Genomic DNA, 23464 nt, shown 5'->3' with positions numbered 1-23464 from the left:
TTCGCTGGGTTGGTGTGCCTCAAACCACGGTCGCTCCCTAATACTACAGTTGTACATCACAATGTTCCGTACATATGTTTGCCACAAAAGAACACAAAGAGCGCAAAAGGTATGCACAGTGGACGGATTGCGGCGGTCTTTTGTGCGTTTTGTGTTCTTTTGTGGCCCATCTGAGGATAGCTAAGCACAACCTACAACTGTAGTACTAAGAGGCTGTCTGAAAAGCCGACCGTTTGCTTCGGAGTGCCGGCTTTAGCCGACACTCCAATCACCGCAAACGGTCAAGTTTAGCCGGCTAAAGCCGGCACTCCAATCACCGCAAACGGTCAAGCTCATTTGAAATATGCCTAACTCACCGACTCACGGAAACGACGCATCCCTTCGACGATTTCGTCTTCGGACGTCGCATACGAAAGGCGGATATAGCCAGGGGCACCAAATGACTCGCCGCTCACACAGGCAATATAGGCCTGATCAAGCAGATAGTTGTTCAGGTCGTCACTCGTTGCACAGACAACCCCGTTTTTCAGGGGTTTGTTGAGCAACCCGGTCACATTGGGGAAGACATAGAAGGCCCCATCAGGGACGTTGCAACTGACGCCGGGGATCTCGGCGAGCAAGCCGAGAACCAGGTCACGGCGTTTGTGGAAGGCGGCAACCATCGTCTGCACCGCCTCGTCAAGCTCGGCGCTGGGCGTATAGGCTTTGACCGCGGCATCCTGGGTGATCGAGGCCGTATGCGTGCTTGTGTGACTCTGAATATCCTTGATCGCCGTGATGATCGGTTGCGGACCGGCGACATACCCAAAACGCCACCCCGTCATCGCATAGGCCTTGGCGGCCCCATTGACAATCAAGGTGCGGTCGGCCATATCGGGTGCCACCCGCAGCCAGCGGGCATAGGGCACATAGCTGATCGCATCATAGATCTCGTCAGCAATAATGATCGCGTCGCTTTCACGCAAGACATCGGCTAGCGCAGCCAGTTCATCAGCACTATAGACAGCGCCGGTCGGATTCGAGGGCGAATTGAGCATCACCACCCGTGTGCGTGGCGAGAGAGCCGCCCGCAATTGCTCGGGGGTTACTTTGAAGCCCGTTGCCTCGGTCGTCTGCGGTGTAATTGGCGTAGCCCCTGCCAGGCGGGCCTGCTCCACATAACTGACCCAGTACGGGGCCGGAATGATCGCCTCATCACCCTCGTCACACAGCGCCTGAAAAGCGAGATAGAGACCCTCTTTTGCCCCGGCGGTCGTCGTAATCTGGCCAAGCGCATAAGGAATTTCTTGATCAGCCGACACCCGTGCGGCAATGACCTTGCGCACCTCAAGCGTGCCGCCCGCAGGCGTATAGTGGGTGCGATTCTTATTGATCGCCTCAATCGCCGCAACCTTGATCGGCTCAGGCGTATTGAAATCAGGCTCACCGACACTGAACGAAATCACCTTGATCCCCTCGGCGCGCAACTGTTGTACCCGCGCATTCATCGCGGCCGTTGCGGAAGGCTCAAGTTGGGCCAGACGGCGGGCTAACCGATATTCGGTTTTGACACTCATCTTGTCTACTCCTGCTTGGAACACTACGTGCCCAATTTTACCATGCTTCGTGGGGCTTGCCCCACGAAGAGATTCTTTTGGTTCGTGTTGGCGGCTTTGCCGCCAACACGAACCAAAATAGCCCCAACTCTTACCTTGAAGGTGCTATATACTTAGGTTATGCAAACCCTCGAAGGCACACTTGAGCGCATTACGTATCAGAGTGAAGAAGACGGGTATACCGTCGCTCGTCTGACGCCCACGGGGCGTTCGTATCTGGTGACGATTGTTGGCAAACTCGCCGGGGTGCGTCCCGGCGAGACGTTGCTGCTTGAGGGTGAGTGGCAGGCTCATCGTGACCATGGCCGCCAGTTTGCCGTGGTTACCTGTCGGACGCTGATGCCAGCAACGATTGATGGGATCAGGCGCTATCTGGGCAGTGGTCTCATCAAGGGCATCGGCCCCGCAACGGCACGCCGCATCACCGAGACGTTTGGGCGCTATACGCTCGAGGTGCTTGACCGTGAGCCGGAACGCCTCGCCGAGGTGCCCGGCCTTGGGCGCAAGAAGGCTGAGTTGATCAAAATGGCCTGGCGTGAGCAGCAACGCATTAAAGAGGTGATGCTCTTTCTGCAAGAGATCGGCTTGCCTACGGGAATGGCTGTCCGTATCTATAAGCAGTACGGTGATGAGGCAATTCAGGTGGTACGCAATGAGCCCTATCGCCTCGCCGATGAGGTCTATGGGATCGGGTTTTTGACCGCCGATACGATTGCGGCCTCGCTCGGCGTTGCCCACGATGATCCCCGCCGTATCGCCGCAGGGCTTCGCCATACGCTGAGTACGGCGACTGACGATGGACACACGTTTCTCGCCGCCGACGATCTGATCCGGCGGGCGACGGCGATGCTCGGTGCCGAGCAAATATTGGTTCACGAGGTGCTGACAACCCCGGCGCTCGCCCGCGATCTCGAGGTGGTTGACCCCGCCGAGCCGACAACGCCCGTCTATCTCAAGCCGCTCGCGATGGCCGAGACCGGGGTGGCCGCCGCACTCTTGCGCCAGCAACGCGCCCCTTCACGGATGGCCGCTTTCTATCGCCAGGCGCGTTGGGATAACGTCTTTGCTCATCTCGCCGAACGCCATGATGTCGTGCTGACCCCGCGGCAGCAAGAGGCAGTGCAGATGGCCCTGACCACCAAGGTGAGCATTCTGACGGGCGGGCCGGGTACGGGCAAGACGACGACGCTGCGTACGGTTGTCCGTCTCGCACAGGCCCGTGGCTATCGCGTGCTGCTTGCTTCACCAACTGGCCGTGCCGCCCGCCGCCTCAGCGAGACGACAGGTGCCGAGGCAAAGACGATCCATCGGCTGCTTGAGTATGCGCCCGGTGGGGGCGGTCCCTTCCGCCGTTGCGCCGATTGGCCGCTCGAGTGTGACCTGCTCGTGGTTGATGAGGTGAGCATGCTCGATATTTTGCTGACCAACCACCTGCTCAAGGCGCTCCCTGCCCATGCCCACCTGTTGCTTGTTGGCGATGCGGATCAACTCCCGAGCGTCGGACCGGGGCGGGTGTTACGCGATCTGCTCGCAAGCCAGGCGGTTGCGAGCGTCCATCTCGATACAATCTTTCGTCAAGCCGCAGGCAGCGGGATCGCCTTCAATGCCCAGCGCATCAATCACGGCGAAATCCCGCAACTCAAGGGGCTTGACGATTTCTTCTTCTTCGCCGTACCTTCCCCTGAAGCCTGTGCCACACGGGTGGTGGAACTGGTGACCGAGCGCATCCCGGCCCGCTTTGGCCTCGATCCGCGCCGCGATATCCAGGTACTCGCACCAACCCACAAAGGTGCTGCTGGTGTCACCGAACTCAACCGGCGGCTCCAGGCGGCCCTCAACCCACCCGCGCCCGACCGCCCTGAAAAAAGCTTTGGGGCCACAATCTTTCGGCTCGGTGACCGAGTGATTCAGCAGCGCAACAACTACGAACTCGATGTCTACAATGGCGACATTGGCACAATTGTTGCCTTCGACCAGGCTGAACAACTGATCCGCGTGCAGTTTGAAGATGGCCGTGTCGTCGCCTACGACGGCAGCCTGCTCGATGAACTAGCGCTCGCGTATGCGCTCAGCGTCCACAAGAGCCAAGGTGGCGAATATCCGGTGGTTGTGCTGCCGTTCCTGATGCAGCACCGCAGCATGCTCCAACGCAACCTACTCTACACTGGCGTGACCAGGGCGCGTCAACTTGCCATCATCGTCGGCGACCAGCGTGCCATCATCACTGCCGTCACCGACGAACGTACCCAGGAACGCAACAGCGGCCTGAGAGACAGACTCATCGCGTTGCCATAAGACCAATAACGTGCCATATCCACGGGGGCAGCGTTGCGGCGATCATGTCGATAGCGGCGAACGTGCCAAACCCACGGCAGGGCGCAGCAGCGAACAGAGGTCGTCGTGATTGACAGGGGCGCAGGGGCTGCTGCGCCCCTACATGTGCGTAACACGGCGATGGGATGGGCATCCAGGGATGGACGCGTACGCGGGGATGCTGCCCTGCCCAGAGGCAGCATTGCCGCGTGTAGGGGCGCAGCAGCCCATGGCCCGCCCGTTGCACAAAACGCCCATGCCATTGCTGCTGCGCCCCCCGGCCTTTTGGGGGTAGGTTTTTTATCCAAGCGCCGAGGGAGCGACATGACGTTCGTTTTTTTCGCACGAAGGTGGCGGTGTCGTTGGCCAAGGTTCGGGGCACAAGCGTCGTGGCATGGGGATGGGTTGCTGGTTCAGGGCCCGCACCAAGGGGTGCCAACGCCAGCCATGTCATTCCGAACGGAGTGAGGAATCTTCACTGCAGCGCATGGAAGACCCCTCGCTCCGCTCGGGGTGACAGGGCGGGCGCAGCGGAGTGACAGGGCGAGCGCAGCGGGGTGACAGGGCGAGCGCAGCGGGGTGACAGGGCGGAGGCCTTGGGGTGGTTCCATGCCCGCACCAGGAGGACGGTCCACCCCAGACGAACGAGCCGGAGGCAGCGGGGGCGTCCGGTCGGCGTGCTTCCCAACAGGGCGTGCCGATCCGGCCGATCGCCGCGGTCGGTGGCCGCGTCGCCTGCGGCTGGCACCGCTCCACGATCGGTGTTTGTTCTCATAATCGGAGCAGCACTGGTCATGACCCGCACGTCATATGAAAAACCTACCCCCAAGAGCCCGGCCCCCCCGGTGACGCCACCCGCACCCCGATAGCACCATGCCCATGAGGGCGCATGCGCAGACGCGAAGGGGGATTGACGCAAAGGCGCGAAGGCGCAAAGTAGGGGCACGGCTCGCCCGTGCCCCGCCCGTTGCACAAACGCCCCTGCCATCGCTGCTGCGCCCACCGGCCCCCCGGTGACACGGCCCGCATCCCGAGGGCACCATGCCCACCGATGTGTACGCGGGGATTGGGTGTAGGGGCACGGCGGTGCCGTGCCCCCACGGGCGGATCGCGGCGCCGGGATGGATGCGTACGCGGGGATGGTGCCAAACCCACGGCAGGGCGCAGCAGCGAACGGGGGGCGATGCACTTGACGGGTGGCGCAGGGGATGCTGCGCCCCTACATATGCGTAACACGGGGATAGCTCACGGCGATGGGATGGGCATCCAGGGATGGAGGCGTACGCGGGGCAGGTGCCATGCCCAGGGGCAGCATTGCCGCGTGTAGGGGCGCAGCAGCCCATGGCCCGCCCGTTGAAGGAACGCCCCTGCCATCGCTGTTGCGCCCACTGGCCTTTCAGGTGTGCGCCGTGGTGATCCACGGGCTACCCGCCGCTGCGCCCACTGGCCTTATGCCGATGGTCAGGTGCGAGTCAACCAGGCCTGGAGATCATCCAGACTCGTGAAATCGAGCAAGGTCTCGCTCAAGTCCAGGAGGTGTTCGGGGCTCAGAGCGAGTACGTGATGATGCACCGGCTCCGGCAATGGGCCGCACCGTCGCGAGAGGAGGCGCAGCACGACTTCCTGGAGCGTCTGGTGACGTCCTTGCTCGACCCCCTTCTCGACCCCCTCGGCGAACGCAAGCTCCTCAATACTGGTCACAAACGTGTCCATCTGGGTCTCCTCCTGTTCAATCAGGCGCATTGTAGCACGAACCGTCGTGTGCATGCTGGGGTTAAGGCGCAACAGTTGATCAAGCACGCGATAGAGCCGGCGCATGTCGGCGGCTGTGTAGCCGTTGCGGAAGAAGGCCCGAAAGCGGGCCAATTTGCGCCGCAGCCGTTCCGCAGGTTGCCCACGGGTCGCCTGCGCGTCGCGGTGGATCAGGATGACCATCGCGATAGGATTGCGGCTGGCTTCGAGCATCGCCAGATCAAGCTCAAGCAGTTTGACCGTGGGAAAGTCGAGCCGCACCACGCACCCGGCCTCGGCATAGCCAAACGAGCGCGGGTGCCACCCGGGTTGGTCATCGCTCAAGACGGCGAGGCTAATCACGGGGCGGCGTTCGCGCACGAAGATCTGGGCGTTCCTCGGGCAAAACAGATTCTGGTTGTTCTACCGCACGAGGGGGGCGAACGATACGGCGGCATGGTGACGCCGTGCCCCCGCACATATGCAGAGCTGGGGTGACTCAGCGAGGGGCAGGGCTATGTTGCATAACCCTGCCCCTCACTCACATGCCCCATCCCGACGTTCGACCGATTGAGGTCTACTTGCAGGGCGAAGGGCGGTTTATCTTTGGCTGTATCGCGGTGCCATACAGCCAGGGACTGACCTGTCATTCTCCTGCCGAGGCCATACCGCCACCCGTAAGCACCGGAATCTGCTAGGCCCCGACAACTGGCAGAATGATTGGCGACCCGCAACCCGTTGTTGTTGTTGCGGTTGCGCGGGTTGTTGTTGTTGCGGTACGAAGCCCGGACGTTCCACGGCAGAAGACCCTCCTGCCGCGCCACCTGGTGGTGGGTCGGTCAGCCCCCCTATCTCAAGACCCGGAGGTCGGAGACAGCTCTTCACCACGACGGAGCCAGCCGCCTAAGAGGCGGCCAAGTTCGCTGCTGCGTCGCGCACCTTCTTCATACTGTTTGAATGAGAGCATGTGCAAATCACGGGCGAGCCGCAGCAAGAGCCGCAACTCGGCCAGGGTGATATCCGCTTCCCGTAACCATGGCGTCGGGTTGTGGCTCTGCTTGGCTGCCGCAATGAGCTGCCGTTGCAAGAGAAAGGCAGCTTCTGGCAGGCGTCGGCCCAGGCCTGTGCGGTGCTCGCGTGGCATTGCGGCGGCCAAAGGAAGCAGCCAGCGCAAGAGGTCATAGGTCTGGCTAAAGATCGGCGACTGACTGGAATGGCTTGTCATCGACGCTGCTCCTTGCCAAACGGATGCGTGCGTAACAAGCGCGAACGGAGGCGATACGTGTCAGCGTGTTTAGCGTGGGCAATCCAGCTTCGTAACGATGCCTGGATGGAAGCAGCCGCGAGATGTCCCGCCCGATACCCACGCTGTTGTCGGCGCAAGCGGCGCACAAAGCGTTGCACACCGCTGCGGCGCAAGCGCCGATGATCACGGAACAACCGATAGCCAACAAACTCGACCCCTTCGTCGGCGGCATAGAGACGCGTCTTGACCGGGTGGAGGGTCAGCCGCAACCGGGCGCTGCGCTCGTGAAGGAGGGCATGGGCCTGGTGCAAGGTGGGCTTGTCATCGGCAAAGACGAGCAGGTCGTCACAGTAGCGGACATGCGGCAGCCGCAATTCGCGTTGCAACAGCGTATCGATCGGATTGAGGTAAACATTGGCCCAGAACTGACTGGTCAGGTTGCCGATGGGCAAGCCGCGTGGACGTAGGGCCGCCAGCAGATCATCACCTGGAAAGAGCCGGAGCGTATACTCATTGGCGAGGATGCCATCGCCACTTGCCATAAGGCGCTGACACAGCGCGAGGGTGGGCTTGCAGGCAAGATGGCGTTCGAGCAAGCTATAGAGGATTGCGTGGTCAATCGACGGAAAAAACTGGGCAATATCAGCTTTCAGCTGCGCCCCCCGGTGATGCCACCCGTGCCCGATGACACGCGATCGCGGTGCGATGGTCGCATGTAGGGGCGCAGCAGCCCATGGCCCGCCCATTGAAGGAACGCCCCTGCCATCGCTGCTGCGCCCCCGGCCCCCCGGTGCCGTCACCCGCGCCTGATGGCAGGCCGATCGCGGCGATGGGGCCGATCCCGCACCCACGGTAGGGCGCAGCAGCGAACAGAGGTCGTTGTGGTTGACGGGGGGCGCATGGGCTGCTGCGCCCCTACATGTGCGTAACGCGGGGGTGGATCACGACGCTGGGATGGATGCGTTGCCGGGCGTAGGGGCGCAGCAGCCCATGGCCCGTCCGTTGTCCGAATGCCCCTGTGATGGCTGCTGCGCCCCCGGCCCCCCCGGTGAGGCGACCCGCGCCGATGACACGATCTGCGCCCCCGGCCCCCCGGTGCCGTCACCCGCGCCAATGACAGGCCGATCGCCCTGCCCTTTCAAAAAAATCGCGGATGTGCGCTGCGCGCGGGTGGGGAAGGAACCCTTCCCCACACCCCATCCCTTGGGTGCAACATGCCCCTGATTGTACCAGACAAGCACGCTTGATGTTACAGCAAACAGCAATCAGGATTCAGAACCGGACAGAGGAGAATGACTGGCGACCCGCAACCCGAAGTTGACGTTGCGGAGGCGCGGGTTGCCGTCGATGCGGTCCGAAGCCCGGACGTTTTGGGCCTCGGTCCAAAAGGCACCGCCGCGTAATCTACGTGGTTCATCTTGCTCCAGGTAAGCGTCGTGCCACTCGTCTTCGACCGCATATGGATAGCCGCGACCATAGATGGTTGCGCACCATTCCCAAACGTTGCCAGCCATGTCGTGAACCTTGTAGACGCTTGTGCCAGCAGGGAAGCTGCCAACTGGTGATCGTCGGCCAAGCTCTAGCTCTTTGCTATTGCAGCGCCCGGCTTCCCAGGTGCTGCCCCAGGGCCAGATGCGTCCGTCGGGGCCGCGGGCGGCCTTTTCCCATTCGGCCTCGGTGGGCAGGCGGAACGCGATGCCCGTTTTGGCGGTCAACCAGCGGCAGTAGGCCACGGCTTCGAACCAGTTGACTTCGACGACAGGCAAATTGTCATCACCGGTTGCCGGCCCTTTCCATAGGTTGGTTGTGCTTGTGCGACGGTTGTTGCGCCATGGCAGCACGCGAGCAAGTCGCCCAGGCATGGTCGTGCTGCCATGCAACCACTGCCAGCCTGCGGTCGTCCAGTAGGCCCGGTTGGTGTAGCCATCGTCGTTGGCAAAAACACGCCACTGCGCGACGGTGACTGGATAGGTGCCGATCCAGTAGTCAGGCAGATCCAGGTGGTGTTGGGGCTTCTCATCACTGTAAGCCATCGTATCCGCATCGCTACTGCCCATCAGGAAGGGGCCAGCGGGGATGTGGGTCATCTGCGGGCGCCAGTGTTTACCACTGAAACGCGGATCGCCACCAGCAAGCGCGTAGCCAGCCGCGAGGCGTGGCCGATAGTCTAGATCGTCTGTGGCAATCGCGCCGAGCAGTGCTCGCAGGGCGGCGTCGGTTACCGCAGGCATGCGTTCTGCCTCCCGCGAAGACCGAGGCTGCGCAGGTGGTCTGATGAGCTTGCGTTCGAGCATGAGTTCGATGCTCCGGGCGCGTACCGGGCCGTGGATGGCGGTACGCACGAGGTGGCGTAGTTCCGCCTGCGCAGGGATCATCTGCAGTTCTTCAAGGTGGGCTAATGCAGCAGTCGCTTCGGCTTCACTTGCATCTGGTTCGGAAAAAGCGAGGGCTTGCAAGCGTGATCGCGTGGCTTCGCGTAGCTCCTCCAGGCTGCTTTTGTTCGGGCGTTCCAGGAGCACGGCACCGGCAAGCAGGGTACGGTCGTGACCCGGCGCGGCGAGCACCTGGCGAAGCACCGGATTGGGATCATGGCTCGCCGCATAGAGCAGCAACACCTCGCGCCAGGCTGGACGATCCCAACGGTTGAGAATGATCGGCTGGCGTGCTTCGGTCGCTTCGGTAGCAGCAGCGCGGGCCGCCAGATATTCCTGAAACGTCAGGTGGGCAAACTCCATCCAGACATCAGTACGACTCCCTTTCACGAAACCTTTTTCGAGCAGCACCCCTCCCCGTTGACTAAGGTATCTTCGCCACGTATCAGCGGAACGCACCGCAGCAGCCTGCCGTTCTTCTTCTTTCCGGTTCGGTTCAAACCCTCCCAGATTTGGCAGCAGCAGCGCAAGCTTGGCGTTGACCTCACTGCTGCGCACCATCAGATGTGCCCGCGCATCACTGCCTGTGGCACCTTGTTCAAACATCATCCACGCCAACTCACGCAGCAGATAGAGCCGATCCTGGAGACTCAGCTCCGCCAGGCCATCCGGGGTCTCATGCACCCGACGTTTGCGCTGCTCCCAGGCACCTGCCATCAAGCCAATCGCCGCTTCGTAGAGCGTATGACGCTCTTCGGGCAACTTCAGGCGTTGGCCCTGATAGTCATAATGGAGCGCAACGGTCAACGAAAGCAGGAGCGGATTGCGACTCAGGCGGCGCAAACCAGGATTGCCGGGCAAGCGCCGAATGAGATCCTGGGCTTCGCTTTCAGGTTGCCAATCGAGGTTATCGAGGTCATCGCCACTGCCGCCGAGCTTGCGGCTTGCACTGGCAGCAATAGCCGCATAGCGTGCATGGATAAAGCGGGTCGTCTGATCATCATCAAGCTCATCGAGCTGGCGTTGAACAAAGCCCTCGCCATCCAATTGGCCTTCATAGCCGACAAAGCGTGACGTCACCACCACTCGATTAGGCCGTTGGCGCGGGCCAGCGGGTAACGCCGCAATCAACTGGCTGAGCCAGGTGCGCATATCAATATCTCGTTGCCCATCATCATGATGTGATCCGCCAGCCGCCCGCACCTCATCGAAGGCATCAACCAAGATGAGGCACCCACCCTGTTTGAGCCGTTCGGCAAAGAAGGGGCCATCGCACCCTGGTAACGGTTTCGCGAATAAGTCGGCAAGCTTCTGCGCATAGACCTGCAACAGATCCTTGTCACTGGTTTTCAGATCCAGATCACGCATTGGAATATAGAGTGGAAATGGGCACGCTGGCCAACCGTAGAGGGTACGAACCCGCAGGGTCTGTGACCTAGTTCCCAGGCGTTCCAGGGCACAAATGACCGCAAGATGGCGCATCAAGGTTGTCTTGCCACTGCCGGGATCGCCCAGCAGCAGCAGCCGCGGATGCGCCCAGATCTCGGCACCGGGCGTACCAGGATCGGCAATGCACATACTACGCCGTCGCCACCAGGTCAGCAAATCTTCCAGCACATCGTCTTTACCCACAAGCCAATTGTGAAGCCAGCGGGCGGCCACGAACCAGCCCGCCGCGCCAAAGATCGCCCCCGTGATTCGCCACCAATCGAGCCGCCAACCGCCCGCAGGCTCGCGCAGCAACCAGGCGGACAGGGCAAGCAAAACAGCCAGCAACAGCCCCTGGGCAAGCGCCCAGAGGCCCCAATAGACAACGCGCTCGAGCACCTGGCGCACCCTACCTGGAGCCTCACCCGACCGAGGCCCCCGTACACGACGCCCATCGCGCAAACGCACCTCGCGCAGAGCTGCTTCTTCCGCATCTACCGCAAGCTCTTCATACGCAACTGAACTGCCTCCTGTCTGCTCTAATCCATTGGGACGATAGGGACTCAGGGTCAACGGACTAAACGCCTCAATGAGCTTCATATCGCTCCGCTGACCGGCTGCCAACAAATCAGGCGTCTTGCCATAGACTTGCTGAAGTGTCTTCAGATAATCTGCCTCTACCCGCCGCCGAGGGAAGAGCAAGCGCACTTTTGCCACCAACCAGTTGCGCACGAGAAAGAGCACAACGGCAAGCATCAGCAAAAGCAGCCCGACGGCGATCACAAAAGGCAGAAAGAGTGGATTAGCAAGTTGCTCATTCAACCAGGGCTGCACCTGAGGCACTGCCATCCATGTACCAATGGCACCAACGATGGCAACAAGCAAGCCGAGCAGAATGTAGATCTCTTCTTTGCGTGTCATATGATGTATCGTGAGAATAAACAGCAGCTTTCTGCCGCATACTATACCACGCCGACACAACCAGCAACACACAAGTACGTGTTCACATGTGGGCTAAAGAACCACCCTGGGAGCGAGGGCGTCTCGCCCTCGGAATGCCTTCGAGGGCGGGACGCCCTCGCTCCCAGGAAAAGGGTGAATAGCCGATAGGGATAGGTACCTGGGCGAAATGGCCCGGCGTAGGGGCACGGCTCGCCCATGGCCCGCCCGTTGCACAAAACGCCCCTGTCATCGCTGCTGCGCCCACCGGCCCCCCGGTGACGCCACCCGCACCCGATAGGCTGATCGCTGCTGCGCCCCCCGGCCTTTCAGGTGTGCGCCATGGCGATCCACGGGCTACCCACTGCTACGCCCGCAGGCCTTATCCTGACGGACACGTGCGAGTCAACCAGGCCTGGAGATCATCCAGACTCGTGAAATCGAGTAACGTCTCGCTCAAATCCAGAAGGTGTTCGGGGCTCAGGGCGAGCACGTGATGATGCACCGACTTCGGCAATGGGCCGCAACGTCGCGGGAGGAGGCGCAGCACGACTTCCTGGAGCGTCTGGTGACGTCCTTGCTCGATGCCCTTCTCGACTCCCTTCTCGACCCCCTCGGCGAACGCAAGCTCCTCAATACTGGTCACAAACGTGTCCATCTGGGTCTCCTCCTGTTCAATCAGGCGCATTGTAGCACGAACCGTCGCGTGCATGCCGGGGTTGAGGCGCAACAGTTGATCGAGCACGCGATAGAGCCGGCGCATGTCGGCGGCACTATATCCCTTGTCGAAGAAGGCACGAAAGCGGGCCAACTTGCGCCGCAGCCGTTCCGCAGGTTGCCCACGGGTTGCCTGCGGGTCGCGGTGGATCAAAATGACCATCGCGATCGGATTGCGGCTGGCTTCGAGCATCGCTAGGTCGAGGTCGAGCAGTTTGACCGTGGGAAAGTCGAGCCGCACCACGCACCCGGCCTCGGCATAGCCAAACGAGCGCGGGTGCCACCCCGGTTGGTCATCGCTCAAGACGGCGAGGCTGATCACGGGGCGGCGTTCGCGCACGAAGATCTGGGCGTGGTAACAGAACATGCGCTCGGCGAAGGTGGCATCGCGCTGGGCCTGGACTTCGAGGTGGATGAAGATCGTGCGTGGGCTGCCATCGAGGGCCTGCACCTGCACGAGCTTGTCGATACGGTGCTTGCCGCGAGTGACATCCGGGTCAAGCTGGTGCAGTTCGGTATCCCGGAAGATGACCGGTTGCTGCCAATCCACGGTGCGCCAGACCTCCGGGAAGAGCAGTTCGAGCAACGGGGCGACGTAGTGGTCGAGCGCATATTTCCACGCGCCATCAAAATCAGCCGGCGGAAGTTCCATGGGCGTTCCTCGGGCAAAACAGATTCTGGTTGGTGTACCGCACGAGGGGGGGCGAAAGATACGGGGGCACGCGCAGACGCGAAGACGCGAAGGGGGATTGACGCAAAGGCGCAAAGGCGCAAAGGTTTTGATCGTGCATGTAGGGACACGGCGGTGCCGTGTCCCGCCCGTTGCCCGAACGCCCCTGTCTGCTGCGCCCCTGGCCCCCCCGGTGATGTTACCCGCGCGTAATGGCAGGCCGATCGCGGCGATGGGGCCGATCCCGCACCCACGGCAGGGCGGGCACGGGCGGATCATCGCGATGGGGCCGATCCCGCACCCACGGCAGGGCGGGCACGGGTGAATCATCGCGATGGGGCCGATCCCGCACCCACGGCAGGGCGCAGCAGCGAACAGAGGTCGTCGTGGTTGACGAGGGGCGCATGGGCTGCTGCGCCCCTACGGGTGCGTAACGCGGGCGTGGATCACGGCGATGGGACGGATGCGTACGCGGGGTGGGGATCATGTCCGGGGGCACGGCGGCGGGGCAGGGCACGGCGCCGCCGTGCCCCTACATTGCGCTCTCGTATGCCTTGCAATTGCTCTGATTCTGGGTATACTCTTTGATCAGGATTACGCTTATTTTCAACCCTCGGTTTTCCTTATGGCACAACTCTCGCCTCATGCTTTTGTCGCCAAGTGGCGTTCGGTAACGGTTAAGGAGCGTAGTGGTTACCAGGAGCATTTCATTGACCTCTGTCATCTGGTCGGCCATCCCACGCCTTTGGAGGATGATCCGGTAGGGACGCGCTATGCCTTTGAGGCTGGTGCTGGCAAGCAGCAGGGCGGTCAGGGCTGGGCTGATGTCTGGAAGCGGGGCTTCTTTGCCTGGGAGTATAAGGGCAAGCATGCCAATCTGGATCGTGCGTATCAGCAATTGTTGCAGTACCGCGAGAGTTTGCAGAATCCGCCGTTGCTTGTTGTCTCTGATATGGCGACGATCCAGATCCATACGAATTTCACCAATACGGTGAAGCAGATGACGGTGCTGACGCTGGATGATCTGCTGACGCCTGATGGGTTGCAGCGGCTGCGCGATCTCTTCTGGCATCCGGATGCATTTCGCGCTACGCAAACAACTGAATTGGTGACCCAGCAGGCGGCTCGTGAGTTTGCGCAATTGGCGACGTTGCAACGCCGCTATGGACACGATCCTCAGCGTACGGCCCATTTCTTGATCCGGCTGCTCTTCTGCCTGTTTGCTGAAGATAGCGGTCTTTTGCCGAATCAGGTCTTTGCCAAGCTGATCAAGGCGACGCGCAGCCGTGCGCCGCTCTTTACCGAGCAATTGGGGCAACTCTTCGCGGCGATGAACTGCGGGGGCTTTTTTGCGATGGAGGATATCCCGCATTTCGATGGTCGCCTCTTTGATAATGCCGAGGTGCTTCCGCTCGATAGCGAGAGTATGGCGATCCTCCAGCGCGTGAGCGAGCTCGACTGGTCGAGCATTGAGCCTTCGATCCTCGGCACGCTCTTTGAGCGTTCGCTTGACCCTGCCAAGCGTAGTCAGTTAGGGGCGCACTATACCAGTTGTGATGACATCCTGCTGATCATCGAGCCGGTGCTGATGGCGCCGCTGCGCCGTCGCTGGGCAGCGGTGGCGCAGCAGGCCCGCGATCTGGCCGTGCAGCGCGATGCCGCCAGGGGCAATCAGGCCAAACGTTTGCAGAATGAATTGCAGGGCTTGCTGCAAGGCTTCGCTGACGAGATCGCGGCCACGCGGGTGCTTGACCCGGCCTGTGGCTCAGGCAACTTTCTCTTCGTCGCGCTCAAACAGATGCTCGACCTGGAAAAAGAGGTCATCAGCCTCGCCCAGGATCTTGCCGCTGGCGGCTTTTTCCCGCGTGTCTCGCCAGAGCAACTCTATGGCATCGAAATCAACGAATATGCCCACGAACTCGCTCAGGTCACCGTCTGGATCGGCTATATCCAGTGGCTGCGCGACAACGGCTTTGGGCAACCCGCCGAGCCGATCCTGAAACCGCTGGATACGATCCAACGCATGGATGCCATTCTTGCCTATGACGAGACCGGCCAACCCGTTGAACCCGCATGGCCCGCTGCCGACGTAATTGTCGGCAATCCGCCTTTTTTGGGGGGCAATAAGGTTCGCAAAGAACTCGGAGATGTGCAGATTGAGGCTATCTTCAAGCTCTACGAGGGACGAGTGCCAGCTTTTGCCGATTTAGTCTGTTACTGGTTTGAGCGAGCGCGGGCATTGATTGAGCAGGACAAGTTTCAACGGGCAGGTTTGCTTGCGACGCAGGGAATTCGCGGTGGAGTTAATCGAAAGGTATTAGAACGAATTAAGGATAGCGGCGACATCTTTATGGCCTGGAGTGATCGCAAGTGGTATCAGGAAGGTGCGGCTGTCCAAGTTTCGATGATTGGTTTTGATGATGGCAAAGAGACCGAGCGTTCGCTGGATGGAATGAAGGTCAGTGCCATCAACGCCGATCTTACCTCATCGGTAAACCTTACCACAATCAAACATCTTCGTGAAAATCACGGCATATGCTTCATGGGGCCATCGGCAAAAGCCCCCTTTGATATTGACGCTGGTACGGCTGTTCACATGCTCAGCGCACCACTCAACCCAAACAGACGCCCCAATACTGATGTCATCCGCCCTGTCGCCAGTGCAATCGATCTGGTGCAACGTCATCGCGGCAAGTGGACGATTGATTTTGGTCTGCTATCGGAAGATGAAGCGGCGCTCTATGAAGCACCTTTTGAGTATGTGCGAACGCACGTCTATCCAGTGCGTTCGCAGAATCGACGTGCAGCATATGCTGCGAAATGGTGGCAGTATGCCGAGGCTCGCCCCGGAATGCGCACAGCACTGGCGGGTCAAGCACGTTACATCGCCACCCCAGGCGTAGCCAAGCATCGGCTTTTCGTATGGGTTCAGCCCGAGGTGCTGTGCAACCAGGGCACACTTGTTTTTGCGCGCTCGGACGACTACTTTTTTGGTGTGGTACACTCCAGGGTACATGAATTGTGGGCCAGGCGAACTGGTACACAGCTCCGCGAAGCAGAAAGCGGCTTTCGCTACACGCCCACCACCTGCTTCGAAACCTTCCCCTTGCCGTGGCCGCCAGGCCAAGAGCCCGAGGGGGATGCGCACGTCGAAGCCATCGCCCGTGCCGCGCGGCGGCTCGTCGAACTCCGCGACAACTGGCTCAACCCCGAGGGGGCGAGCGAAGCGGAATTAAAGCAGCGCACGCTGACGAACCTCTATAACCAGCGTCCGACGTGGCTCGCCAATGCGCACCGAACGCTGGACGAAGCGGTACTGGCAGCCTATGGCTGGCCGGTGGATCTGAGCGATGAAGCGATCCTGGCCCGGTTGCTAGCGCTGAACCTGGAACGCGCCAGCGATCAGAGCGACGGGTAAATGCTTGCAAGCCGCACTTGCTGCATTGTTGAGCAGGGGTAACTTCCTGGGAGCGAGGGCGTCTCGCCCTCGAAATGCCTTCGAGGGCGGGACGCCCTCGCTCCCAGGCTTTGCCTGTTACCCCACATGTGAACACTTACGAGCAGGGAAGGATTGGTTTTTTCAGGGAGGGCTTGCCCTCCCTGAGACCCTCCCTAGTCAGGGCCGTGGGGCACGGCGCCGCCGTGGGGGCACGGCGCCGCCGTGCCCGTACGTTGCTGTGTCCGCAGGAGGCCGGCTTATGCCGATGGGCCGGTGCGGGCCAACCAGGCCTGGAGATCGTCCAGACTCGTGAAATCGAGCAGGGTTTCACTCAAGTCCAGGAGTTGTTCGGGACTCAGGGCGAGCACGTGATGCTGCACCGACTCCGGCAATGAACCGCAACGCCGCGTAAGGAGGCGCAGCACGACTTCCTGGAGCGTCTGGTGACGTCCTTGCTCGATGCCCTTCTCGATGCCCTTCTCGATGCCCTTCTCGATGCCCTTCTCGACCCCCTTCTCGACCCCCTCGGCGAACGCAAGCTCCTCAATACTGGTCACAAACGTGTCCATCTGGGTCTCCTCCTGTTCAATCAGGCGCATTGTAGCACGAACCGTCGCGTGCATGCTGGGGTTGAGGCGCAACAGTTGATCGAGCACGCGATAGAGCCGGCGCATATCGGCGGCACTATATCCGTTGCGGAAGAAGGCGCGAAAGCGGGCCAATTTGCGCCGCAGCCGTTCCGCAGGTTGCCCGCGGGTCGCCTGCGCGTCGCGGTGGATCAGGATGACCATCGCGATGGGATTGCGGCTCGCTTCGAGCAGCGCCAGGTCAAGGTCGAGCAGTTTGACCGTGGGGAAGTCGAGCCGCACCACGCACCCGGCCTCGGCATAGCCAAAGGAGCGCGGGTGCCAGCCTGGTTGGTCATCGCTCAAGACGGCGAGGCTGATGACCGGATGGCGTTCACGGACGAAGATTTGGGCGTGGTAACAAAACATGCGCTCGGCGAACGAAGCATCGCGCTGGGACTGGACTTCCAGGTGCATGAAGATCGTGCGCGGCGTGCCATCGAGGGCCTGTACCTGCACGAGTTTGTCGATGCGATGCTTGCCGCGGGTGACATCCGGGTCAAGCTGGTGCAGTTCGGTATCTCGGAAAATGACCGGTTGCTGCCAATCCACGGTGCGCCAGACCTCCGGGAAGAGCAGTTCGAGCAACGGGGCAACATAGTGATCGAGCGCATATTTCCAGGCCCCATCAAAATCAGCCGGCGGGAGTTCCATGGGCATTCCTCGGGCAAAACAGATTCTGGTTGTTCTACCGCACGAGGTGGGCGAAAGATACGGGGGCACGCGCAGACGCGAAGGGGGATTGACGCAAAGGCGCAAAGGCGCAAAGTAGGGGCACGGCTTGCCCGTGCCCCTCGCCCGTTGCCCAAACGCCCCTGCCATCGCTGCTGCGCCCCCGGTGATGCCACACGCGCCCGATGACACGCGATCGCGGTGTGATGGCCGGATGTAGGGACACGGCGGTGCCGTGTCCCGCCCGTTGCCCAAACGCCCCTGTCTGCTGCTGCGCCCCCCGGTGCCGTCACCCGCGCCTAATGGCAGGCCGATCGCGGCAATGGGGCCGATCCCACACCCACGGCGGGGCGGGCACGGGCGGATCATCGCGATGGGGTCGATCCCGCACCCACGGCGGGGCGGGCACGGGCGGATCATCGCGATGGGGTCGATCCCGCACCCACGGCGGGGCGCAGCAGCAAATAGAGGTCGTTGTGGTTGACGCAGGGCGCATGGGCTGCTGCGCCCCTACATGTGCGTAACGCGGGGGTGGATCACGACGCTGGGATGGATGCGTTGCCGGGCGTAGGGGCGCAGCAGCCCATGGCCCGTCCGTTGTCCGAATGCCCCTGTGATGGCTGCTGCGCCCCCGGCCCCCCCGGTGAGGCGACCCGCGCCGATGACACGATCTGCGCCCCCGAACCCCCGGTGCCGTCACCCGCGCCGATGACAGGCCGATCGCCCTCCCCTTGCAAAAAAATCGCGGATGCGCGCTGCGCGCGGGTGGGCAAGGAACCCTTGCCCACACCCCATCCCTGGGTGCAACATCCCCCTGATTGTGCCAGACAAACACGCCTGATGTTACAGCAAACAGCAATCAGGATTCAGAACCGGGCAGAGGAGAATGACTGGCGACCCGCAACCCGTTGAAGCTGCCGCGGGAGCGCGGGAGGTAGTAGCTGAAGCGGTACGACGCCCGGACGTTTTGGGCATTGTTCCAATAAGCCCCGCCGCGTACAACAAATGCGTTTGCCCACCACGCAATCAGGTCAAGAAGGCGATCATTTAGATCAGGTTTGCGCCCAGGATAGGTGCTCTTCCAACGGGTTGCACACCATTGCCAGACATTGCCAGCCATGTCGTGGGCGACGTAGACGCTTGTGCCTTGCGGATAACTGCCAACGGGCGAAGGTTTGTTCAGGCGAGCCTCGCTATTGTTGCAGAGACCGTCGGCCCACGCATTGCCCCAGGGATAACGGCGGCCATCAGGCCCACGGGCCGCTTTTTCCCACTCAGCCTCGGTAGGGAGGCGGAATGGGTGGCCGGTGGTTTCCTGTAGCCAGCGGCAGTAGGCTTCGGCTTCATAGAATGAGATCCCGGTTACGGGTTGGTTGGCCCCATTCCAGTTTGGGTCATTCCAGCTTTCCGGGTGAGGCTGGCTGAATGGTTGCCGACGCAGCAGTAGACCAACAAGAGGATCAAAAAATGGCCCGAGAAGAAGTACAGCAATAGCTTGCGGGTTGGAATAATCTTCTGCTGGTTCCCAGCCACAGCGTAACCACCGCCAGCCGGCCCTACTCCAGTAGCGACGGGTGCGATAGCCACTGGCGTCTATGAAGCATTGCCATTGCGCGTTGCTCACCGGGTGCTGAGCAATCCAATAGCCGGGGAGTTCGATCTGGTGCTGCGGTTGCTCAAAACTTTCTGCTTCTCGATCCTCATTGCTGCTGCCCATCAGGAAGGGGCCAGCAGGGATGTGGATCAGTTTGGGGCGCAAGCCATCGCCTGCATAGCGTGGATCTTGACGTGCCAGCGCGAAGCCAGCCGCAAGGCGTAGGTCTGGGGCGTGCTCGGTTTGCAGCAGTTCCAGCATCAGGTCTTGCAGATCAGAAGGCAATGGTGCGCGTGCCGGATGATTGTGTTCCATCCGTGCCAGGCGTTCAATCGCGCGTACCCGCACATTCTGGTGTGGCGCTTTACGGACGGCGTCCTTGAGCAGATCGACACTTGCATCTATGCCAGCCTCGGCCAGCGTATTCAGAGCCTCGAGCTGGACTGGCAATGATCCAGCAGATGCCGTCATAAAGAGGTGATGCAGGCGGTTCAAGATCTCGACACGAGCTTCTGGGTCTAACCGCTGCGTCTGTTCCGCCAGAACGGCACCAGCAAGAAGATCGGCCTCTTGCTTGCCCTGCGCAAGCAGATGGCGCACGATGGGGGTGGCATCGGGCATGGTTGCACTGTAGAGCAGCAACACTTCACGCCAGCGGTCATCGTTCCAGCGTTCACGGATGCGCGTATCACGCAGGCCCTGCATCTCTGGGGAACCATCACGCACTGCCTGTGAGGCCAGATATTCCTGGAAGGTCTGGTGGGCAAACTGGAGTTGAACTTCGCTGGTACCGTGGACATTGCCCAACTCTTGCAGCACCCCACCGCGTTGACCCAGGTTGCGCAACCAGCGTTTTGCTTCTGAGCGACAGAACGATTCAAGCGCCGCCCCCGTACGCCCGGCAGTTGCAGGTGAAATATCGCGCAACGCCAGGGCCAGCACCTCCTCGGCGTCAGCACTGGTGATCACAGTATGCGAACCGTCATCGGGTGCAGTGAGCGTACGCTCATACATCACCCAGGCCAACTGATAGAGCAGGCGTAACTTTTGTTGCAACTCAAGGTCAGCATCTTGAGTCGTCGGTTCCAGATCCATCTCGCTATCTTTCAAGCGTTCCCATTCCTCAACGAGCATCTGCAGGGCTTTTTCGTAGAGCGTATGACGTTGGCGCGGCAATTCACGGGGACTCTTGAGGTGGATAGAGATGATCAAGGAGAGAAGGAACGGATTACGGACAAGCTTTTGGATCCCACCATCTTCGGTCAGCCGCTCGATAAGTCGCCTGGATCGAACCTCAGGGTCCCAGGTGGCTAGGGTTGCTTCACCTGAGGCACTGATCCCCAATTGGGCGAACGCACGATAACGTGTACGAATAAACTGCTGTTGTTGTGGTGGTGTCAACTGATCAACCAACCGATGAATAAATTTGCGATGGCGTAACTGGCCTTCATAGCCAAAAATCCGTGAGGTAACCACAATCCGGTTCCGACGATGATCGGGGCCTGGCGGCAATGTTGCAACCAGTTGACCAAGGCGTTGCCGTGCATCAGCATCACGTAGCTCATCAAAAGCATCAAGCAGGATAATGCAGCCACCGCGCTGGGCCTTGCGTTGAAAGAAATCGGTAGGCAGATCGCGGACAACATCGCCTAACAACGCCACATCGCGCAACGTCTCGGCATACTGTTCAAGCAAGGGGCGCTGTAAAGCCACCGCATCACGCAACACCCTGAGTGGAATGTAGATTGGAAACGGACGGCTGGGCCACCCATATACATCACGCAAGCGCTGACGCCCTGGCGAGCGCAGGATCTCCTGGGCACAAACCACCGCAATATGGCGAAGCAAGGTTGTCTTGCCACTTCCTGGATCGCCCCTGATCAACAGGCATGGATATTGCCAGATCTCGGCGCCCGGCGTAGCAGGAGGGGCTGAGCACGCACCGCGTTGGGCCAGATATGTTGCTACCCGGCGCAAAATCACGCGATGCAACAGCATCGCCACACCCAGCCAGGCGAGCGTGCTCACCAGGGCAAGCAACAGACTCGCCCAGGTAAACTGCCACTCACCCGTGGGGGCAACCATAATCCCGCGGACTGACGCTATCGCAAGGGCAAGCACACTGCCTTGCACCACCAACCAGGCAAGCGTCTCAAAGCCTCGTTGCTTCAAAGATCGCGGTCGGGACGTCGCGCGCTCTTTTATCCCTTCCATTGCAAAGCGTCGCGTTGGCTGTTGGTCACTCACCTGGGCAAGATCAGGTGGATCAGGCTGATCGGGATCAGGGCTGAGGGTCAACTGACTATACGCCATCAACAGATCCAGTTCAGTATGTGTCTCCTGCTGCCGACTAATCACCAGCAAAGCGGGTGTCCGTCGCAGATAGGTCTCAACCGCCTGGAGATAGCGTCTTTCCAGGCGATACCTGGGTGACAACGAGCGTACAGCTGACGCAATCCAATCACGTAAAAGCACATATGCCAGGAGCAACGCTAACCCACCCATCCCGATGAAGGGAAGGAACAGCGGATTGTCCAACCAGCCATTGAATTGCTGCTGCACCTGAGGCAACGCCAGCCATCCAGCAACGGCTGCAACGAAGGCAAGCAGCAAGCCGATCAGAATGTAGATCTCTTCTTTGCGGTTCATATGATGCATCGCGAGAATAAACAGCAGCTTTCTGCCCCATACTATACCACGCCGACACAACCAGCAACACACAAGTACGTGTTCAAATTTGGGGTAAAGAATCACCCTGGGAGCGAGGGCGTCCCGCCCTCGGAATGCCTTCGAGGGCGAGCCGCCCTCGCTCCCAGGAAAAGGGTGAATAGCCGATAGGGATAGGTACCTGGGCGAAATGGCCCGGCGTAGGGGCACGGCTCGCCCGTGCCCCGCCCGTTGCCCAAACGCCCCTGCCATCGCTGCTGCGCCCCCCGGCCCCCCGGTGACACGGCCCGCACCCCGAGGGCACCATGCCCACCGATGTGTCCGCGGGGATTGGGTGTAGGGGCACGGCGGTGCCGTGCCCCCACGGGCGGATCGCGGCGCCGGGATGGATGCGTACGCGGGGATGGTGCCAAACCCACGGCAGGGCGCAGCAGCAATGGGGATGACGTTGCGATCAACCGATGCGCAGGGGCTGCTGCGCCCCTACATATGCGTAACACGGCGATGGGATGGGCATCCAGGGATGGACGCGTACGCGGGGATGGTGCCGTGCCCAGAGGCAGCATTGCCGCGTGTAGGGGCACGGCTTGCCCGTGCCCCTCGCCCGTTGCCCAAACGCCCCTGCCATCGCTGCTGCGCCCACCGGCCCCCCGGTGACACAACCCGCACCCGATAGGCTGATCGCTACTGCGCCCCCCGGCCTTTCAGGTGTGCGCCGTGGCGATCCACGGGCTACTCGCTGCTGCGCTCACCGGCCTTATCCCGACGGGCACGTATGATCCAACCAGGCCTGGAGATCATCCAGACTCGTGAAATCGAGCAAGGTCTCGCTCAAGTCCAGGAGGTGTTCGGGGCTCAGAGCGAGTACGTGATGATGCACCGGCTCCGGCAATGGGCCGCACCGCCGCGGGAGGAGGCGCAGCACGACTTCCTGGAGCGTCTGGTGACGCCCTTGCTCGATGCCCTTCTCGATGCCCTTCTCGACCCCCTTCTCGACCCCCTCGGCGAACGCAAGCTCCTCAATACTGGTCACAAAGGTGTCCATCTGGGTCTCCTCCTGTTCAATCAGGCGCATTGTAGCACGAACCGTCGCGTGCATGCTGGGGTTGAGGCGCAACAGTTGATCGAGCACGCGATAGAGCCGGCGCATATCGGCGGCACTATATCCGTTGCGGAAGAAGGCGCGAAAGCGGGCCAATTTGCGCCGCAGCCGCTCCTCGGGTTGCCCACGGGTGGCCTGCGCGTCGCGGTGGATCAGGATGACCATCGCGATGGGGTTGCGGCTTGTTTCGAGCATCGCCAGGTCAAGCTCCAAGAGTTTGACCGTGGGGAAGTCGAGCCGTATTACGCACCCGGCTTCGGCGTAGCCAAAGGAGCGCGGGTGCCACCCCGGTTGGTCGTCGCTCAAGACGGCGAGGCTGATCACGGGGCGGCGTTCGCGCACGAAGATCTGGG

The 23464-nt window shown here is 61.1% G+C and carries 11 protein-coding genes; 2 read left to right on the top strand and 9 right to left on the bottom strand.

Annotated elements, in window-relative coordinates; genetic code table 11:
- Positions 1 to 347 precede the first annotated feature (347 nt).
- The gene (locus EYB53_RS17475) at positions 348 to 1556 is read right to left on the bottom strand and encodes a pyridoxal phosphate-dependent aminotransferase (protein WP_135479700.1); all 1209 of its coding nucleotides are present in this window, start codon (positions 1554 to 1556) and stop codon (positions 348 to 350) included.
- A gap of 159 nt (positions 1557 to 1715) precedes the next feature.
- Between EYB53_RS17475 and recD2 the strand changes: the two genes are divergently transcribed.
- Entirely contained in the window at positions 1716 to 3890 is a 2175-nt protein-coding gene (gene recD2, locus EYB53_RS17470; protein WP_135479699.1) for an SF1B family DNA helicase RecD2, read from the top strand.
- Between the two features lie 1479 nt (positions 3891 to 5369).
- Here recD2 and EYB53_RS26650 read toward each other — a convergent pair.
- From EYB53_RS26650 to EYB53_RS17445, 5 genes are all read right to left on the bottom strand, one after another.
- Entirely contained in the window at positions 5370 to 6020 is a 651-nt protein-coding gene (locus EYB53_RS26650; RefSeq protein WP_135479698.1) for a DUF4351 domain-containing protein, read from the bottom strand.
- A gap of 472 nt (positions 6021 to 6492) precedes the next feature.
- Positions 6493 to 6864, bottom strand: coding sequence for a diversity-generating retroelement protein Avd (gene avd, locus EYB53_RS17460; RefSeq protein WP_135479697.1), 372 nt, complete (start codon positions 6862 to 6864; stop codon positions 6493 to 6495).
- Positions 6861 to 7631 (bottom strand): RNA-directed DNA polymerase, encoded by a 771-nt coding sequence (locus EYB53_RS17455; RefSeq protein WP_135479696.1) that lies wholly within the window; start codon positions 7629 to 7631, stop codon positions 6861 to 6863. Before EYB53_RS17455 ends, avd begins: the two co-directional genes overlap by 4 nt.
- A 519-nt stretch (positions 7632 to 8150) precedes the next feature.
- Entirely contained in the window at positions 8151 to 11606 is a 3456-nt protein-coding gene (locus tag EYB53_RS17450) for an SUMF1/EgtB/PvdO family nonheme iron enzyme (RefSeq protein ID WP_135479695.1), read from the bottom strand.
- 400 nt (positions 11607 to 12006) lie between these two features.
- Positions 12007 to 12993, bottom strand: a complete 987-nt coding sequence (locus EYB53_RS17445) for a DUF4351 domain-containing protein (RefSeq protein WP_167857459.1) — start codon at positions 12991 to 12993, stop codon at positions 12007 to 12009.
- A 643-nt stretch (positions 12994 to 13636) separates the two neighbouring features.
- Here EYB53_RS17445 and EYB53_RS17440 point away from each other — a divergent pair.
- Entirely contained in the window at positions 13637 to 16429 is a 2793-nt protein-coding gene (locus tag EYB53_RS17440; protein WP_135479693.1) for a class I SAM-dependent DNA methyltransferase, read from the top strand.
- 278 nt (positions 16430 to 16707) lie between these two features.
- Here EYB53_RS17440 and EYB53_RS17435 read toward each other — a convergent pair whose 3' ends face one another.
- The 3 genes from EYB53_RS17435 to EYB53_RS17425 form a co-directional block, all read right to left on the bottom strand.
- Entirely contained in the window at positions 16708 to 17730 is a 1023-nt protein-coding gene (locus EYB53_RS17435; RefSeq protein ID WP_167857458.1) for a DUF4351 domain-containing protein, read from the bottom strand.
- Between the two features lie 877 nt (positions 17731 to 18607).
- Positions 18608 to 21991, bottom strand: coding sequence for an SUMF1/EgtB/PvdO family nonheme iron enzyme (locus EYB53_RS17430; protein ID WP_167857457.1), 3384 nt, complete (start codon positions 21989 to 21991; stop codon positions 18608 to 18610).
- Positions 21992 to 22766: 775 nt separating this feature from the next.
- Positions 22767 to 23464: DUF4351 domain-containing protein (locus tag EYB53_RS17425; RefSeq protein ID WP_135479690.1), on the bottom strand; the 698-nt coding region annotated here is incomplete at its 5' end.

This window comes from Candidatus Chloroploca mongolica (genome assembly GCF_004762035.2).
Classification (GTDB): domain Bacteria; phylum Chloroflexota; class Chloroflexia; order Chloroflexales; family Chloroflexaceae; genus Chloroploca; species Chloroploca mongolica.
The sequence above is the reverse complement of the archived record's forward strand: the minus strand, read 5'-3'. Positions and strand labels throughout refer to the sequence as shown.